A 20,392-nucleotide genomic window follows, 5' to 3' on the forward strand; every position below is an offset into this window, starting at 1 on the left:
AATATATTTTTGTATAAAGATATTATATAATATAACTATTTATTTAATAACGTTATTATGTTAATGTATTTTTTTTTAAAAATAAAGTAAAAATATATAACATATTTTCATAAAAAAAAACAAATAAATTAAAAATAATAAATTATTTATAATAAAGGATTTAAACAATAAAATAAATTTTCTAATATTCTATTCCAATACGATCGAATAGACCATAATCTTTTATCTAATAATGTTGAATTATTAATGTATTCATATTGTATAGATGCTAAATTTTTTCCAAATTGATTATTGTCTATAACTAACGTAATCTCAAAATTTAACCAGATACTCCTCATATCTAAATTAACTGTTCCAACTAAACTTAATTGATGGTCTATTAAAATACTTTTAGTATGTAATAAACCTTTTTCAAATAAATATATTTTAACTCCAGCTTCTAATAATTCACTATAAAATGAACGACTAGCCCATTTCACAAAAATAGAATCATTATATCTAGGAATAATAATACTTACAGATATTCCTTTTTGTGCTGCAGTACATATTGCATAAAATAAATCGTTACTAGGTACTAAATAAGGTGTTGTAATTATTAATTCTTTTGTAGCAGAATAAATAGCAGTTAATAAAGCTTTATGTATAGTATCTTTTGGAAAATATGGACCAGAAGTTATAACCTGTATAGAATTATTTTTTATTAAAGTGTTTAAATTTATTTTATATTTATTTGGTATTTTTGGTAAAATTTGTTTACCAGTTTCCATTTCCCAATCATAAGAATAAATAATTCCAATGGTACCAGCTATAGGTCCTTCTATACGAATCATTAAATCTATCCATTGACCAACACCTGCTGATTTTTTAAATAAAGAAGGATCTACTAAATTCATGCTACCTGTATACGTAATATGATTATCAATTAAAATTATTTTTTTATGTTGTCTTAAATCTATTCTATCAATAAATATTCTTAATATATTAATCTTTAATGCTTCAACAATTTGTATTCCAGAATTTTTCATAATATTTACCCATTTACTACGAAAAAAATCTGTACTACCAGATGAATCTAACATCAAACGACAATAAATACCTCTTTTTGCTGATAGAATTAAAGCATTGGCAACATCATCTGCTAAACCACCTGGTTTCCAAATGTAAAACACTATTTCTATGTTATTTTTAGCTAAATAAATATCATGAATTAATGTGTTTATTGTTTCTGTAAAATTAGTTAATAATGTTAATTTATTACATTTTATCCCTAACAGACCTTGTCTATGTTTGCATAATTGAAATAATGCAGAAGCTACTTTACTATTTTTTTTTTCAAAAATATCATCAAAAGATTTAAAGTTAGTTAACCAAATATTAGCTTTTGACCATATTTTTTTAGCTAACTTAAATTGTTTTTTTTTAAAATAATATTTTTTAATAAATATACAAAGAATTATTCCAATTATAGGCAATATGCACATTATTGACACCATACTATTTATAAATATATTATAAATAACGTTAGGTAATTATTAAAATAATAGATATACAAAAAACATATATAAATTTATTTTTTTATTATCTATTTATTTATAATAACAAGTAAAAATATATCTTTTATAAATTTATTAGATATAAAATATAATAAATTAATTACAAGATACTCATAGGTAATAATTTTCTTGATTTTCCATTGTTATCTACAGCAACGTAAATAAATAGTGCTTCGCTAGTACAATAAAATTGACCTGTTTTTATAGCACACATTTTTTTAATCCATATTTCTATGCTAATAGTTAAAGAACTTTTTCCTATAGATAAACATTTTGCATAACAACTAACTAAATCACCTATAGAAATAGAATGTAAAAAAACAATGTTACTTACACATCCTGTTACTACTCTACCTCCAGAAATTTCTTTTGCTAAAATTCCTCCACCTATATCCATTTGAGACATAATCCATCCACCAAATATATTTCCATTAGCATTAATATGAGCAGGCATAGCAATAGTTTGTAGAACTATAGTTCCTCGTGGAAATATTTTTTTTTTTTCTATTTTTTTTATAGTCATAATTAAACTAATATCTTTATTAATGAGAATTATTTATTTTTGATATTAAATATATTATATATATATTCTAAGAAATAATTACAAATATTAAAGTTAACAATGAAAATAAAAAGTAAAAATTAAATACCATATTATAAAAAATATAATAATTTAAAAATTAATAATACTATATAATAAATAAAATAACCTAAAAAATATATTTTTTATATTAAATTATATGCAAAAAGTTTATAATTTAAAATTATTTAATAAAAATTTACCATTTAATATTTTATTAATACTTCAATATGATTAAATAATCATTTATTAATAATACTTCACTATTAAAATTTATATTTATATTTACTATAAAAAGAAAAAAAGTTATATAAACCTATGTATATCTATTTTATATAATATAATCAATAAAAAATTTTTAATCTTATAAAAAATATTTTTTTTTAAAAATATTAATATATAAAAAATATATTGATAAATAACAAATTTAATTAAAATATATTAATACTTTAAATGTAAATAATAATGTATATAATAGAAATAAATAAATAACAAAAATAGATAAAATTAAATTTTTATAAAGATAAATAATATGTAAGTTAAATTAAAATAAAATAATTTATATATATTCATTACTTATAAAAAATATAATTCATAGAATAACTATCATATAATTATATATCATCATATTAAACGTACTTTTATCAGAAATATAAATATTAGATAGTAGTGATGTTTTAATAGAACTTTTTAAAAATCTAAACTAATAAAAGATAATAATAATATATAACATATTTCTATATTATAAATAATAAATATTACAAAATTAATTTATCTTAATATTGTTAAAATAATTATTAATATTGATAAATAATTAAATAACAACTTAAATTTAAAAAAAATTTTGAAACTGAAATATTTTTTCAATTTATTTAAAAGAATAATTAAACTTAATAAATTAATTAATAACATTATTTTTCTTAAAATAGATGATAAAATTTATTCTATTAACGTTATAAGTAATATATTTTGTTTATTCAACATTCAGTTAATGTATTATCATTAATATTGAAAATATTTTTTCAAGTTGAATTAATATACAATAAATATTTTCTGAATATCATGTGTTAGTAAAATCTCTAAATGTTACTAATAAAATTATAGTAAAAAATAAATATATGTAATATATATTATATAATTAAAAAATGACACGTATTACAAATTAATGAATGGATATTTATTTACATGTATTCTCTTGATTTTAAATACATTATTATATATGAACGCATTTATATTATATAAATAACTAAGAAGGATTTATTTAGTTGCACATTTTAGTTGATTAATTAAATATTTTAATTTATTAAACATAATTTCTAATGTATGACAATTTTCTTCTATTATTTTTATAATTACAGAACCACAAATTACTCCTGATACATTAGATGAAATAGCTTCTTTTATTTCTACAATATTAGAAATTCCAAAACCTTGAATAATAGGTGCAACATTATATGTTTTTAATTTAGTTATTAAATTAATTAATGATTTTTTTTTGTATTGATTGATGCCAGTCACGCCAGGTCTAGATAATAAATAAGTATATCCTGAACTATATTTAGAAAGTTTTGACATTAAATCATCGTTTGCATTAGGAGGGCAAATAAAAATAGATTGTATATTATTTTTAATAGCAGATAAATAAAATATTTTAGATTCTTCAATAGGCATATCAGCTATTAAGATAGAATCTACTCCTGCTTGAAAACAATCGAAATAAAAATTATTTATTCCTTTATTAAATACAATATTAGCATAAGTTAATAATCCAATAGGTAATAAAGGATAACATTTTCTTATTTTTAATAGCATAGTAAAACATTTTTTTAACGTTATACCTGATGATAAAGCACGTAAATTAGCTTTTTGTACAGTAATACCATCAGCAACTGGATCTGAAAATGGAATACCTAATTCTAAAGCATCTGCTCCATTATCAATTAATATATTAATAATTTGAAAAGATATTTCTAAAGATGGGTCACCTAATGTAACGAAAGGTATAAAGCAAGCTTCTTTTTTAATCTTTAATCGATTAAAAAGTATTTGATACCTATTCATGAATTATTTTTCCTCTATTATTTAAATAATTATGTACAGTAGATATATCTTTATCACCACGACCAGATAAATTAACAACGATAATTTGCTCTCTTTTTGGATATTGATTAATTTCTTTTAATGCATATCCAACGGCATGAGCTGACTCAAGAGCTGGAATGATTCCTTCTTTGCAAGATAATATTCGAAATGCTTCTATAGCTTCATTATCTGTAATCGTTGTATAAACAGCACGTCCAATATTTTTTAACCATGCATGTTCAGGTCCTACAGAAGGAAAATCTAATCCAGCTGAAATAGACCATGATTCTTTAATTTGACCTTCCTCTGTTTGCATTAAAGGTGATTTCATACCAAAATATATACCAGTTCGTCCTGAATGTAATGTAGCTCCATGATTATTTGTATGCAATCCTTCTCCAGCAGGTTCTACTCCTATTAACTTTACTGCTTTTGTTTGTATAAATGAAGAAAATATTCCTATTGCATTTGATCCTCCGCCTATACAGGCAATAATTTGATCAGGTAATCTTCCTTCTTTTTGTAAAATTTGAGCTTTTGTTTCTTTTCCAATAATACTTTGAAATTCACGTACCATAGTAGGATATGGATGAGGTCCTGCAGCTGTACCGATCATATAATGAGAATTTTCATAATTTTCACACCAATCTCGCAATGCTTCGTTACATGCATCTTTTAAAGTAAATGATCCATTTTCAACAGATATCACCTGAGCATTCATCAGTTTCATTCGAAATACGTTAGTAGATTGTCTTTGAAAATCTTTTTTACCCATATAAATTTTACATTTTAAACCTAATAGAGAAGATGCCATAGCTGCAGCAACGCCATGTTGACCTGCACCAGTTTCTGCAATAATATTCTTTTTCCCCATTTTTAACGCTAATAATGCTTGACCTAAGACTTGATTTGTTTTATGAGCTCCTCCATGCAATAAATCTTCTCTTTTCAGATACAGTTTAGTTTTAGTTCCATGAGTTACATTTTTACAAAGAGTAAGTGGAGTTGGTCTACCTGCATAATTTTTTAATAAATCTTTAAGAGTTTTATTAAAAGTAGCATCATGTTGAGATTGCATAAATTTTTTTTCTAAATTATATAATTCTGGAATTAATATCTGAGGTACATACATTCCACCAAATTCACCGAAATAAGAGTTAAGTAACGTCATATTATAAAATATTCCTTAATTACACCTATGTGTAATAATATCTTAAAGAATGAAATACAGAAATAATTTTTTTTTTATTTTTTTTTCCTTGTGAATCTTCTACTCCAGAATTAAAATCTAATCCAGCGCATCCTAATTTTGAAGCATAAATACAATTTTTTAGATTTATACCTCCAGCTAAAATTATATTAGATAAGTTATGATTAAATAATATAGACCAGTTAAATTGAGTTCCACTACCTCCATATATACTATCAAATAAATAGTAATCAATAAATTTCAAATTTAAAATAGGAAATTTATCTTTAATAGATAATGCTTTCCAGATATATGTTGAAGAAGGTATTTTTTCTCGTAAAACATTAATATAATTTTGATTTTCATTACCATGTAATTGTATGGCGTATAAAGACAGTTCTTTTACTAGAGAAACAATTAAATTAATGTCTTCATTTTGAAATACTCCAACATATTGTAAATATGCAGTATTAATAATTTTTATTGCTTGTTCTATATTAATATAACGTTTTGAGTTTTTAACAAAAATCAATCCCCCGTAAACAGCACCAGCTTCTTCAGATATTTTAGAATCAATTGTTTGAGTTAAACCACATATTTTATTTTGTCCAATAATAATCTTACGTATCTCAAAATCTAAATTGTGTGATTTCATTAATGTTGAACCAATTAAGAAACCGTTAACTAATGCACTTAATTCTCTAACTTGACTATAACTATTAATTCCTGATTCGCTAATAATATGAATATGATTAGGAATTAATGGAGCTAATGTTTTAGTACGATTTATATCTATAGATAAATCATGTAAATTACGATTATTTATTCCAATTATTTCAGATTTTAAATTAATAGCCCTCTCTAATTCTTTGATATTATTTATTTCAGTAATAACACCCATATTTAAAAATTTTGCAGTATATGAAAGTATATTATATTGTTCATCATTTAAAACAGACAACATTAATAAAATAGCATCAGCTTGATAATAACGAGCTAAATATATTTGGTAAACATCAATAAAAAAATCTTTGCATAATATAGGTTGTGTAATTATTGATCTTACTATTGACAAAAATTCAAATTTTCCATGAAAATATTGTTCATCAGTTAATACAGAAACAACAGAAGCATATTTTTTGTATACATTACAAATTTTATTTAAATCGAAAGTTGAATTAATTAAACCTAATGATGGAGAATATTTTTTACATTCTAGAATAAAAAAAGGATGAACATTTTGTATTTGTTTAAGGAAATTTATTCTTGTTCTATGAACATTATTATAAAAACTGTTTAACGGTTGTTTTTTTTTTCTTTCTTTCAACCAAATTAATTTATTACTAATAATTTCTTGTAATATTGTTTTATGCATATATTACCTTTTTTCTATCAATTTTTTTAATGTGTGATAAGTTTCTCCACTACGAATTATTTTCAATGCATATTGGGCATTATCTTTTATGTTTTCATTTCCGAATATCTTTAATAATAGTGCTACATTTGCTGCTATTGTTTCTTCTTGAGCTAAAGAACCATACCCTTTAAATATTTTCTTTAAAATATCTGAATTTTCTTTTGGATTACCTCCTTTTAATGTCACATTAGAATGGTAATGAAATCCAAAATCTTTAGCTTCTACTGTATATGAAATAATTTTATTATTTTTTAATTCAGAGATATACGTTTTTCCAGATAATGTAACTTCATCGCAATCACTACTATATAATACAATAGCTCTTTTATAATTTAATTTATTTAAGATATTGATTATTATTGTAATTAATTTCTTATCATATACTCCTATAATACTGAATATAGGTTTAGCTGGATTCAATAAAGGACCTAAAATATTAAATAATGTTTTTGTTTTTAATATTGTTCGAACTTTTTCAATATTTTTAAATCCGTCATTATATATAGGAGCAGATAAAAAACAAATATTAAAAGTATCTAACATATATCGTGATTTTTCAGAAGATATATTAAGGTTAATACCTAATTCAGTTAATACATCAGAAGATCCTGTTTGACTAGATATCTTATGATTACAATGTTTGACAATTTTATAACCACATGTAGCAGCAACTAAAGCACTAGCAGTAGATAAATTAATTGAATTAATTGTATCTCCACCTGTTCCTGTACAATCAGAAAAATTATAACAAGGAGCAGGAAAAAATTTAAATTTTTCTGAATATGCTTGAATGGCGCCAATAATTTCGTTTTCTGATAAACCTCTCATCTTTATAGCAATTAATAAAGAAGATAATTGAATATCGTTCATTCGACCTTTAATTATAGATCGAAATAATTCATAACTTTCTATTTCAGTTAAAAATTGTGACTGATATAATTTTTTTAAGATATGATGCATATATAAGTCTCATAATTTGTAAATTATGATATTTTATACAAAATTAGTGATATAATTTGTACAATCATCTAATACTAAAATATCTATAATAAAATAATAATTAATAAAATACGTATAAATTCAATATTAATATACACAACATTTTTTGTATTTAAAGATATAAATAATTTATTTTTTAATATGATATAATTATATAAATTATTATATTAAGTATTTGTTAAAATATAATTTTTAATAATAACAAAATAAAATTCAAATATTATGAATTACTAATAGTTATTATTGAATAATATTTTTTTATTTAAACTATGTTATTCATATATAATAAACTATTATGATTTAATTTAATAGTATCACTTTTATTGAAAAATTAGATAAAATTGATATATAAAATTTAATATTAAGTGATGTAAATTTATCCTGGATAGTTATATTTTTATTTTTCGCATACATTGTTAATCAATCTAAGGAAAATAACTTTTTATTAAATTTTTATCATTTTAGCATCAGAGAGACTAGTATGCGTAAATTTATAATTATATTATTATTTGTGATAGTATCCATTACATGGGGAACTACTTGGTTAGCTATGGCAATTGTTATAAAAACTATTCCTCCATTTTTTGCTACAGGTATACGATTTTTATCTGCCGTTCCTACATTAATTTTGATAGCTTTCTTAAATAAAACTCCTTTACTGTTTCCACCAGGTAAAAGGTTTTTTCAATTTATAATAAGTATATTTTATTTTGCAGTTCCATTTTCATTAATGTTATATAGTGGATTATACGTTAATGTATACCTTTCATCTATAATTTTCTCTAGTATGCCAAGTTTTATTTTAATAGTGTCATATTTTGTATTAAACAAGAAAATCTTTTTTTTTCAAAAAATAGGTTTATTTATTACTGTTATTACATTTATATTCATTTTATACAATTCAATTTATGTAGTTCATGATTGTTTTTTACAAGGTATCATTGCATTAATGATTGCAGTAATTAGTCATGCAATTATTTATGTTCAATGTAAAAAAAGACATTCAAATATTTCAGTATTAACTTTTAATACATTACCTTCTTTAATAGCAGGAATTATTTTGTTAATTGGATCTTTCATATTTGAACATCCAATTATTACTCAGTTTTCATTACAATCAATTTTAGCAATAATATACTTAGGAAATTTTTCTGGAATTTTTGGAATAATTTCTTATTTTTATTTACAAAAACAAGTAAATTCATTTTATGCTTCCATTGTCTTTTTAATTTTTCCGTTTATTGCAATAAGTTTAGATTATTATTTTTTTTATTATACAATTTCTTTATATCAATTTATGTTAATCATACTTTTTTGTTTAGGAATTGTTGTAACATTATCATCAAATAATTTTAAAATTAATTAATAATAAATTAATAAAAAATTTATAAAATATAATTTTAAGAAATAGTATAATTTACTGTAATGTATCTATCTATTTTAATAGTATTTTATAAATAATTACAAAAAAAAATAGGATCTTTGTAATAGATGTGTGTTTAGTTTGTGTTTTTTAATATATATTATGTTGAATTAAATATATTTATATACATGAGACAGAATAGGTATGTATGAAAAAATACAGAAAATCTTAGCTAGATTAGGATATGGATCAAGAAGAACATTAGAAACAATGATTCAAGCTAATTGTATATATGTAAATGGATATCAAGTAAAAATTGGTCAAAGGTATTGTATACATGAAATTAAAGTAATTCAAATTAATAATAAAATAGTTACTTTAACTAAATTAAAACCATGTTTATTAATGTACAATAAACCAAAAGGATTAATTTGTACACGAAAAGATCCTAAAGAAAGAAATACAGTATTTAATATGATTCCTGAATTGAAAAAATCTAGATGGATTATTGTAGGAAGGCTAGATTATAACAGTTGTGGACTTTTATTGTTTACTAATGATGGAGAATTAGCTTATAGATTAATGCATCCTAAATTTAAAATAATTAGAGAATATTTAGTTAATACGTTTGGTACTATAAATTTAAAAAAAATAAATAAATTAAAATCAGGTATATATCTTCAAGATGGTTACGCTAAATTTCAAAATATTCAATGGAATGAAAGTGTGATGCAAAATAATTGGATAAAAGTATCATTAACTGAAGGAAGAAATCGTGAAGTTAGGCGTATGTGTGAAAAAGTTGGATTACGAGTTAATAAATTGATTCGAATTCGTTATGGTAATATAATGTTACCAAATAATATGCGTTCTGGATCGTTTATATATTTAAAAAGTAATGTAATAAGAACTTTATATAAATTAGTAAATTTAAAATATATGTCAATTAATTAATTTTATCATGATAGATATTTTTTTATATGAGTTTATATACTATATGTAATAATATTATTATAAGGTAATTAATATGTATTTTATTTATAACTATGGATTTTTTTTAATTAAAACTATAACTATATGTTCAATTGCACTGATAAGTATACTATTTATCACACATTTTTCAAAACGTGCATCTACCGATAAAGGAGATTTTAAAATAACTCATTTAAAATATGATTATCATGAATTTCAAAAAAATATAGCATTTTTGACTATGACATCTTATGAAAAAAAAATATGGATAAAACAAAATCAACAAAAAGAAAAAAGAATAGAAAAAAATATTCATAAATTATCTTTATTAAATAAAAAAAATAATATTTATGTTAATAAACCTATATTATATGTATTAGATTTTAAAGGAAATATAAATGCCAGTGAAGTTAATCATTTAAGAGAAGAAATATCTGCAATTGTTTCAATTGCTAAAGAAAATGATGAAGTTTTTTTAAGATTAGAAAGTTCTGGTGGAATTGTGAATAGTTATGGTTTTGCTGCTTGTCAATTAAAAAGATTACGTCAAAAAGGAATTTATTTAACTGTTGCTATAGATAAAATTGCTGCTAGTGGAGGTTATATGATGGCTAGTGTAGCTAATTATATTATAGCTGCTCCGTTTGCTATTGTTGGTTCAATTGGAGTAGTAGCTCAATTACCTAATTTTAATAATTTTTTAAAAAAAAATAATATTGATATTGAATTACATACAGCTGGAAAATATAAACGTACGTTAACACTATTTGGCGAAAATACAAAAGAAGGTCGTGAAAAATTTTGTAAAGAATTACAGATTACTTATAATCTTTTTAAAAGTTTTATTCATAAAATGCGACCAAATTTAGATATTGATAATGTTTCTACAGGAGAATATTGGTTTGGTAGTATTGCTTTAGAAAAAAAGTTAATTGATCATATTTCTACTAGTGATGATTTTTTAATCGCTAAGAAAAATAAATTTACTGTATTAAATATAAAATATTTACCTCACGTTAATTTGTTAGATCGATGTTTACATAATATTATAAAAAATATCTATTCTGTTTTTTTTAATAAAATAAAAAAATAATAAAATATAAAAAAATATGTTATAAATAAGGTAATTTGTTTTACTATTATTATTTAACTATATATTACATGTTATATATAAGATATTTTATATTTTTATTAATTTATATAATTTAATAAAATTTAAATATTTTTTTAAAGTTATATTATTATATAATAATTTTTTTTCCTTTTATATCAGATACAATTATTCTAAGTAGTTTAGAATTACCAATGATTACAGATTTAGAATGTAAATTATTGTAACAATTACCGGTTAATTCGCTAATAATTCCACCTGATTCTCGAATTTGTAATGCACCAGAAAAAAAATTGTTTTGTTCTATACATAGATCAAATAAACCATCTAATCGACCTGAAGCTAAATAAGCTAAATTTAATACAGAAGAACCGGATGATATATAATTAATATTATTAGACAATAAAAATTCTATAATTTTAAAATAATTAATTTTATCAAATTTATTATTTGTAGGAATATTAATGCCTATCATACTATTTTTCAGAACATTAACTTCTGAACATCTCATACGATATCCATTTAATTGAGCACCTTTTCCTCTAATAGAACTAAATAATTCATTTTTTAAAGGATCATATATTAATGAAGTTTCAATTTTATTTTTAATGATAACTGCAATAGATAAACAAAAATGTGGAATTTTTTTTTTAAAATTAATTATTCCATCTAATGTATTTATTATCCAATAAATTTTATTTGTTTTTAATTGAAAATTATCATGTATAGTATATACAAAATGATTTGGATATGCTTTATGGATAATATTAATCATTTTTTTATAAATAGTATATTGTATAGTATTAATGATATTTTCTTTACCATTATAATTTTCTACACTAGAGTATATTTTACCATCATAATTTTGAATTATTGTATTTCCTGCTTGTCTAGCAGCTCTTACAGCAATATTAAGTACAGGATGCATTATTTTTCCACTTTTAGTAATTAATAATTTTAAAATATGGATTATATATTATACATATTTTATTTATATTCATAAATTACATATAAAAATATATATCCAAATATAATGATATTTTTTTATAAAAAAAGTATATTATATGTATAAGAATTATGTAGAGTCTATTTGTAATTAATTCTGTATATCTTATATTAACATATGTTTTTTTTAAATGAATATGTTATTAATATATTTAATTAATGATATTTAATCTACTCATAAAAATTATTAATATTTTTTAAAATTGATAATTTATACAACAAATCAATTTAGTATTTAGGATTATTGACATGACAAACAATTTAAGTCAATTTAATACTATAAATAATAAAATTAATTTATTAAGTTTCAATTATGTGCAAATGTGTAATTTTTTTTTATCTATTGGAGAAAAAAAATACTGTGCAGATCAAATTATGTATTGGATTTATCAAAAATATTGTAATGATTTTAATAAAATGACAAATTTAAGCATATTATTACGAAATAAATTAAATAATATATGCATAATTTCAGCTCCTAAATTTATAGAAGAAGTAAAATCTATCGATGGTACTATAAAATGGAAAGTAATTGTTAATAAAAATTTTATTGAAACAGTATTTATACCTGAACGTAATCGTTCTACTTTATGTATATCTTCTCAAATTGGATGTCCTTTAAAATGTACATTTTGTGCTACAGGTCAACAAAAATTTAAAGGTAATTTGAATGTTGAACATATAATTGGACAAATATGGACTGTATGTAAAATTCTTAATTATAATAACGTAAGTAAAATTCGTCCTATAACTAATATAGTAATGATGGGAATGGGAGAACCATTATTAAATTTGAAAAATGTTATTAATGCTTTAGAAATAATGGTAGACAATTTTTGTTTTAATTTCTCTAAGCATAAAATTACTTTATCTACTTCAGGGATTATACCAGCGTTAGACAAATTAAAAAATTCAATTGATGTTAATTTAGCTATTTCATTACATGCTCCAAATAATTTTATACGTAATCAATTAATGTCTATTAATAAAAAATATAATATTCAAAATTTGTTATGTGCAGTTAAACGTTATTTAAAAAAATCTAAAATTAAACAAAAAAGAGTTACGATAGAATATGTCATGTTAGATCATATTAATGATGAAATATGTCATGCTGAAGAATTAGCTTCTATTTTAAAGGATATACCAAGTAAAATTAATTTAATTCCATGGAATATTTTTCCGAATTCTAAATATAAAACTAGTAATATGATAAGAATTAAAAGATTTTCTGATATTTTAATTAATAAAGGATTTCTTACTATTATTAGAAAAAATCGCGGAATAGATATCAATGCTGCATGTGGACAATTAGTAGGTAGATTTGTTTAAATAAATAGATATATTATAAAAAAATATAAAACATTATTTATTAAGTAAATATTTCAATATAAAATATATCTATTTCAATAATTTATAATTTTTAAAATATCATGTATTGAAATATTATAATATAAATCTAAAAATAAAAAAATAAATAAGGAATAATATACTATATAAATCAAATTATTTTATTTAACAAAATGTTTTATTTCATAAATTTTATAAAAATGTTAAATATTTATAAATTCAATTGTATACATCATACAGTAATTAATATTATTGAGACACATTTTTTATTATGATAAAATCACATATTTAAATAAAATAATTTTTTTGTATTTTATAATTACGTACCTTTAATTATTAAAAAAATATAAGAGAAATTTTAATGATTAATAAATATCAGTCTATTAGAGGCATGCACGACTATCTTCCAAAAGAAATAAAACATTGGAATTATGTAGAATCAATTATAAAAAAAATATTATCAAGTTATGGTTATCATGAGATTCGTTTACCTATAATAGAATATACAGAATTATTTTATCGTACCATAGGAAATGATACAGATGTTATAGAAAAAGAAATGTATTCATTTAAAGATCGTAGTAAACATAATGTAACATTACGACCAGAAGGTACTGTCGGATGTGCTCGAGCTAATATTAATAATGGTTTATTAAATGATCAATTTCAAAAATTATGGTATTTTGGTCCAATGTTTAGATATGAACGTCCACAAAAAGGAAGATATCGACAATTTTATCAAATGGGATTAGAGGTATTTGGATTTAAAGGTCCTTATATAGACATAGAATTAATTTTACTTATTTCAAGATGTTGGAAAAAATTAGGTATTGATAAATATTTAAGATTAGAAATTAATTCTATTGGTTCTACTAAATCAAGAGAAGTATATAAAAAAGATTTAATAACATTTTTAGAAAATAATCAATTACTATTAGATATTGATTCAAAGCGTCGTTTATATATTAATCCATTAAGAATTTTAGATACTAAAAATAAATCTATACAACTTTTGTTAAAAAAAGGTCCTTTATTGATAAATTATATTGATAAAAATTCTATGATTTATTTTAAAAATATATGCAATTTTATGTTAGAAATGGGTATTGAATATACAATAAACAATAATTTAATTCGTGGTTTAGATTATTATAATGATATTGTATTTGAATGGAAGACTAATAAATTAGGGACTCAAGATACTATCTGTGCTGGAGGTCGTTACGATAAATTAATAGAAACTTTAGGAGGACCAAAAACACCTGCTATTGGATGTGCTATCGGAATGGAACGATTAATTTTATTAATTAAAGAAATGTCATCTTCAATGATGTCCTGTTATATAGATATATATCTAGTTGTATTTAACGAATGTAATAAATTAAATATTATAAAAATAGGAGAAATTTTACATAATAGTTTCCCTATGTTCAAAATAATTATTAATTATTATAATGGTAGTTTAAAAAGACAATTTCAACTAGCTAATAAATATCATTCAAAAGTAGTTTTATTATTAGGACCAGATGAACAAGAAAAAAATACTATTATTATAAAAGATCTAAGAAATAAAATTCAAAAAGAGATTCTACAATTTAATTTAGTAAAAGAACTTTCTTATTTATTATCACAGAAAAATTGTGATTATCTATAAAATTTATATTTATAATAATAGTATATTGATTATACAAATGTTTATTAAATTCTTAATTTAGTTATGTATTGTTATACTATATAGTTATTAGACTATAATATATCTATTATTATATAATAATATTTTTTAATATAAATTGAAATAACACTTCATTATATTTACATTTATTTAATAAATAATATGTGTAAATTATTTTAAATATAAAATAATGATTATTTATACTGTTCCTATTGTTAAATAACTATAAAAATTATATCTTAAATATATGATGTTATATTATCAATATTTATATTTTTTATAAAAAGATTAAATATAATTTATTGCAAATTAAATTAGATATTTAATAAAAAATAGGAAATAAAAAAGTGTTCAATAACATATTAAATGTTAAACAATATGATAATGAAATATGGAATATCATAAATCAAGAAAAAATACGACAACAAAATCATCTTGAATTAATTGCTTCGGAGAATTATGTTAGTGATCAAGTAATGTCTGCTCAAGGTTCTCAATTAACTAATAAATATGCAGAAGGATATCCTCAGAAAAGATATTACGGTGGATGTGAATATGTTGATAACATAGAAACTATAGCAATTAATAGAGCTAAAAAATTATTTAATGTAAATTATGCTAATGTACAACCTCATTCTGGATCTCAAGCAAATTTTGCAGTATATAATGCACTATTAAATCCAGGTGATTTAATATTAGGTATGAAATTATCTCATGGGGGTCATTTGACCCATGGAGCAAATATAAATTTTTCTGGTAAAATATACAAATCTATTACATATGGAGTGGATGATAATGGAATAATTGATTATAAAAACATAGAAAAATTAGCAAAATTATATAATCCGAAAATAATTGTAGGAGGATTTTCGGCTTATTCAGGTTTATGTGATTGGGAAAGAATGCGTTATATAGCAGATAGTATTAACGCATTTTTTTTAGTAGATATAGCACATGTTGCTGGTTTAGTAGCTACTGGTTTGTATCCAGATCCATTATCTTTTGCTCATGTAGTTACATCTACAACACATAAAACATTAGCTGGTCCAAGAGGAGGATTAATTTTAATACGACACGATAATAAAGATCTATTTCGTAAAATAGATGCTTCAGTTTTTCCAGGTGTTCAAGGAGGTCCTTTAATGCATGTTATTGCAGCTAAAGCGATAGCATTTAAAGAAGCTATGGAACCTAATTTTAAAAAATATCAAATACAAGTATTAAGAAATGCACAATGTATGGTAAATGTATTCATTTCAAGTAAATATAAAGTACTATCTAACGGTACACATAATCATCTTTTTTTATTAGATTTAACTGATAAAAATATAACAGGTAAAGATGCTGAAATAGCTTTAGGAAAAGTTAATATTACTGTTAATAAAAATAGTATACCTTATGATACTAAAAATCCTTTTATTACATCTGGAATTAGAATAGGTACTCCAGCTATTACTCGTCGTGGATTGCAAGAAAAAGAAGTTATTAGTGTATCACATTTTATTATAGATGTATTAAATAAAATAAATAGTCAAGAAAATATGAATCATATAAAAAATAATGTTATAAAATTATGTAAAAAATTTCCAGTGTATTTATAATTTACTAAAATATAAAGTCATACTGTAAATATTTAATAATAGATAAATATTAAATTTTAATTAGTTATATAATATTTTTGATTCCATCAACATATATAATATTTTGATGGAATCAAGAATTTTAAAACTTATTAAACAATATATTTTACCTATATTATTTAGTTTAAATAATTTTAAAAAATAATAAGTAAAAACAGCTTATTTTAAAACAATCCTTGTTTTTTATTTATTAATAATTTTTAATAAAAAATGACTCAATATTATGTGTTTAAATATGTACATTAAAAATAAGCACTTATTAAACATGCATTGAGTAATATTAAAGATAAAGTTAATGTAATCAATTTATTTATTTTCTTTTATGTAAAATATTAAAATTGGCAATATATTTATGTTGATCTAAAATATAATAAATTGTATGAATATTCTACTTTTTATTATTTAATAAAACAAAATAATTATATATGATAAAACTATCAATGATAAAAAATTTTTACCGTAATGCTATTAAATTAATAATTAATTTAATTTATATGATTTATTAATTTTAATTTAATAATTAATCGTAATATATAATAATATTATAAAAAAATAAATCTATTTTTTAAATTTTATATACATATTTTATATATACTTATAAAAATATTATTAAAAAATTAATTAACTATATTAAATAGTATATATACTATTAAATAACTCGAATAAATAATACATTATTTATCTGTATGTGTATAGATTAATTATTTTAAATACATTTTAAAATAAAATTAAACAGTTTTTAACTAATTTTTTAAATATTAGTAAATTACATATTTACATAAAAATATGAATTAATTTTACTACATAAAATATATTTAATTAAATTAAAAATTATATATATATATATAAAACATTTATTTTTTAAATTTATTTTAAACATATAATGATGAATCAATAAAAATATATATATATAAATTCATAAAAAAATTTAATTAATTAAATAATTAAACTAAATTATATCTCGTATCAATACTTCTAATAATACTTATATTTTATAATGGAATTATACTATTATATTAATTGATAATATATTTTAAAATATAATAAATCAACTGTTTATAAAAAACATTTTATTAGATAGTTAATAATATAACTTTTTTAATAATTATCAAACAATTTTAAATTATATTTACTAATATAAAATCATAATTTTAATTTATTTTATTTTTCTAAAAAAAATACCTAAATTACTAAATTGATTAATATTTTTATGCTATTTATAAACTGCCAGTACTAACCACTTAAAATGATAAAGAAATAAATTAGATTATATAACATACATAAGATTTATGTTTATTCATTTATATTTTTTGTAATCAAAAAAGTAAAGATATGTATTATAAATACAGTATCAATAAATAAGTTATACTGATGTATTTATATTAAATTAAACGTATTAATTATTTTTTTATTTTTCAAAGATGTATATTAAATATTTACAAGTATATTAATCAGTATAAACCATTAGGAAAGATAGATAAGTGAACTAACGTCATTAAAAAAAATTCTATTCTATATTTAATTTATTATTGCAAGTAAATAATGTCTATAGAAATATAGTTCACTCTAATGAATTTAAATTATGAATATATTTAAATTATTCCTATAAGTATCATTAATAAAAATATTACTTATAAAATAAATTAGAAAACTATATTAATTAGTATCCATATACGTCTAAAATATTGATGTAGTTAATTTATTTGTTTATGTTTTATTTAATCAACTTAAGGTTATATATTTTTACATATCTATTGATTTGTTTTTTTTAATATTTTAAAAATATAGTATACTTGACAGTGTACATTATTCTAAGTAATACCCATAAAAAGCCTGATAAAATAAATTATTTCTTTTACGCTATTCTAATATTTTATCTACTTTAAATTAATTTTTTATTTTTATATATACTATATATTGTAAATATTAAATATAAAAAATTTATTTTAAAAAATAGTTAAATATCTTTTAATTTTATTTTTAAATCATTTTTAATAAATAAAATTATATATAATATTAGATTATATCTATAAATTAATAAAATAAAAACAATCATAAAATAATTTTTATTAAAAAATATAAATATATTACTTTATTGAACGTAATTTATATGCTCATAATTTTATTATATCATGTATCATAAAATATTTTTGTTACATAAAAAAAATTATTTTATATTTATTAAAATAAAATTTAAATATAATGAATGCAAATTATTTTTTCTTAAATGGTAAACAGTTTTAAGTATTTTATTTATCTTGATTAATTAATCTATAATTTTATGTTAAATTAATTTAATATTATAATAATTTATGTAAATGAACCCATATTGGTCTTTTTCCTACACCTATTTTTATATGTTCAATAATATGATGTGCATTTTTTTTTATTTTATAAAGTGTTATACTATTAGATATTTCACCAGCCACAATTAAAAATGTACCATCTTTACTAATACTAAATGATCTAGGCTGATGTTCTGTAGTATAATCAGCAATTTTTTTTAAGTGATGATTGTTAGAATTAATTTGAAATATTGATATTACATTAGCAATGCGATCAGATGCATATATATATAATCCAGATGGATGTATATGTATATCAGCAGCCCAAAATTGATTGAAATATTTTTTTGATATAACATCAATATTTTGAATAGATTGTATTAGTTTATTATCTTCATTAATTAATCTCCATACATCTATGGTACTATTTAATTCATTAATACTATATACATATTTTTTATTAGGATGAAATACCATATGACGCGGTCCATATCCTTTGTTTACATTTAAAATAAATTGTTTATTTTTTATTAATAATCCATTATTCTGTACACGATATAAATAAATACAATCGTTTTTTAAAGAGGTAACAAATAAAATTTTATTATCATAATCGATATCACAATAATGGCATCCTGCAATATTATATAACACTTGTATTGGTTTATTAGGTATACCAAATTCATTTATTGAACTAACACTAAGGCAATTAGATTTATATGATGCACAAAATATAAATTTATTTTCTCTATCTATAGATAAATAATTAGGACTACCAGGTATCGGAGATTCTCCTATTTTATTTAATAGCCCATTTTTTTTTATTTTATATGTTATTATACGACAATTCGGTCTAATTCCTGCATAAAGAAAATTTTCAGTTGTATGTATAGGTTGAACTTCTCCATCAGTATTTATTACTTGAATTTGTTCTAAAGAGAAATCAACACCAATACTGAAAACTTCTATTTGCTTACTACCTGGTGTAGATAAATATAAAATATTATTCATATTTCCTCAATAATATACTTTGCATGTAAAGTTATCTAAATTATTTAAATATTTACTTCATGTAAAATAGTTTATAGAATTTTAATTCATCAACGTTAATTTTATAATTAACTTGTTTTAATAATAAAAAAATATATTTTTTTATAATATTATGTAGTAAAAA

At 20.5% G+C, this 20,392-nt stretch carries 14 protein-coding genes; 6 read left to right on the top strand and 8 right to left on the bottom strand.

Annotation, left to right across the window (positions count from 1 at the left end):
* Window positions 1–146: 146 nt before the first annotated feature.
* From cls to trpD, 6 genes are all read right to left on the bottom strand, one after another.
* Entirely contained in the window at window positions 147–1,493 is a 1,347-nt protein-coding gene (cls, locus tag RJX12_RS01110) for a cardiolipin synthase (protein WP_428994273.1), read from the bottom strand.
* Window positions 1,494–1,653: 160 nt separating this feature from the next.
* Complete coding sequence (yciA, locus tag RJX12_RS01115; RefSeq protein ID WP_343192371.1) at window positions 1,654–2,076, bottom strand: acyl-CoA thioester hydrolase YciA; 423 nt, start codon at window positions 2,074–2,076, stop codon at window positions 1,654–1,656.
* A 1,314-nt stretch (window positions 2,077–3,390) separates the two neighbouring features.
* On the bottom strand, window positions 3,391–4,194 hold the full coding sequence (gene trpA / locus RJX12_RS01120) for a tryptophan synthase subunit alpha (RefSeq protein WP_343192372.1): 804 nt from the start codon (window positions 4,192–4,194) through the stop codon (window positions 3,391–3,393).
* The gene (gene trpB / locus RJX12_RS01125; protein WP_343192373.1) at window positions 4,187–5,386 is read right to left on the bottom strand and encodes a tryptophan synthase subunit beta; all 1,200 of its coding nucleotides are present in this window, start codon (window positions 5,384–5,386) and stop codon (window positions 4,187–4,189) included. The genes trpA and trpB overlap by 8 nt, the downstream gene beginning before the upstream one ends.
* A gap of 25 nt (window positions 5,387–5,411) precedes the next feature.
* Window positions 5,412–6,779 carry a bifunctional indole-3-glycerol-phosphate synthase TrpC/phosphoribosylanthranilate isomerase TrpF gene (trpCF, locus tag RJX12_RS01130; RefSeq protein ID WP_343192374.1) on the bottom strand — a complete coding sequence of 456 codons (1,368 nt, stop codon included), beginning with the start codon at window positions 6,777–6,779 and terminating at the stop codon, window positions 5,412–5,414.
* A gap of 3 nt (window positions 6,780–6,782) precedes the next feature.
* Entirely contained in the window at window positions 6,783–7,781 is a 999-nt protein-coding gene (trpD, locus tag RJX12_RS01135; protein WP_343192375.1) for an anthranilate phosphoribosyltransferase, read from the bottom strand.
* 520 nt (window positions 7,782–8,301) lie between these two features.
* On the opposite strand from trpD, the gene RJX12_RS01140 reads away from it, so the two are divergent.
* The 3 genes from RJX12_RS01140 to sohB all read left to right on the top strand — a co-directional run bounded on the left by RJX12_RS01140 (window position 8,302) and on the right by sohB (window position 11,248).
* Window positions 8,302–9,186: a DMT family transporter gene (locus RJX12_RS01140; protein WP_343192376.1), complete on the top strand. Its 885-nt coding sequence runs from the start codon at window positions 8,302–8,304 to the stop codon at window positions 9,184–9,186.
* A gap of 201 nt (window positions 9,187–9,387) precedes the next feature.
* Window positions 9,388–10,137, top strand: coding sequence for a pseudouridine synthase (locus RJX12_RS01145; RefSeq protein WP_343192377.1), 750 nt, complete (start codon window positions 9,388–9,390; stop codon window positions 10,135–10,137).
* 73 nt (window positions 10,138–10,210) lie between these two features.
* Window positions 10,211–11,248 (top strand): protease SohB, encoded by a 1,038-nt coding sequence (gene sohB / locus RJX12_RS01150; RefSeq protein WP_343192378.1) that lies wholly within the window; start codon window positions 10,211–10,213, stop codon window positions 11,246–11,248.
* Window positions 11,249–11,396: 148 nt separating this feature from the next.
* Here sohB and RJX12_RS01155 read toward each other — a convergent pair whose 3' ends face one another.
* The gene (locus tag RJX12_RS01155; RefSeq protein ID WP_343192379.1) at window positions 11,397–12,194 is read right to left on the bottom strand and encodes an inositol monophosphatase family protein; all 798 of its coding nucleotides are present in this window, start codon (window positions 12,192–12,194) and stop codon (window positions 11,397–11,399) included.
* A 326-nt stretch (window positions 12,195–12,520) separates the two neighbouring features.
* Between RJX12_RS01155 and rlmN the strand changes: the two genes are divergently transcribed.
* The 3 genes from rlmN to glyA all read left to right on the top strand — a co-directional run bounded on the left by rlmN (window position 12,521) and on the right by glyA (window position 16,894).
* Window positions 12,521–13,603, top strand: a complete 1,083-nt coding sequence (rlmN, locus tag RJX12_RS01160; RefSeq protein ID WP_343192380.1) for a 23S rRNA (adenine(2503)-C(2))-methyltransferase RlmN — start codon at window positions 12,521–12,523, stop codon at window positions 13,601–13,603.
* A gap of 379 nt (window positions 13,604–13,982) precedes the next feature.
* On the top strand, window positions 13,983–15,275 hold the full coding sequence (hisS, locus tag RJX12_RS01165; protein ID WP_343191946.1) for a histidine--tRNA ligase: 1,293 nt from the start codon (window positions 13,983–13,985) through the stop codon (window positions 15,273–15,275).
* 365 nt (window positions 15,276–15,640) lie between these two features.
* Window positions 15,641–16,894, top strand: a complete 1,254-nt coding sequence (gene glyA, locus RJX12_RS01170) for a serine hydroxymethyltransferase (RefSeq protein ID WP_343191947.1) — start codon at window positions 15,641–15,643, stop codon at window positions 16,892–16,894.
* Window positions 16,895–19,233: 2,339 nt separating this feature from the next.
* Here the strand turns inward: glyA and RJX12_RS01175 are convergent.
* The gene (locus tag RJX12_RS01175) at window positions 19,234–20,229 is read right to left on the bottom strand and encodes a beta-propeller fold lactonase family protein (RefSeq protein ID WP_343191948.1); all 996 of its coding nucleotides are present in this window, start codon (window positions 20,227–20,229) and stop codon (window positions 19,234–19,236) included.
* Between the last annotated feature and the right edge of the window lie 163 nt (window positions 20,230–20,392).

Origin of the sequence: Buchnera aphidicola (Formosaphis micheliae) (assembly GCF_039403185.1) — a bacterium.
GTDB lineage: Bacteria > Pseudomonadota > Gammaproteobacteria > Enterobacterales > Enterobacteriaceae > Buchnera_C > Buchnera_C aphidicola_B.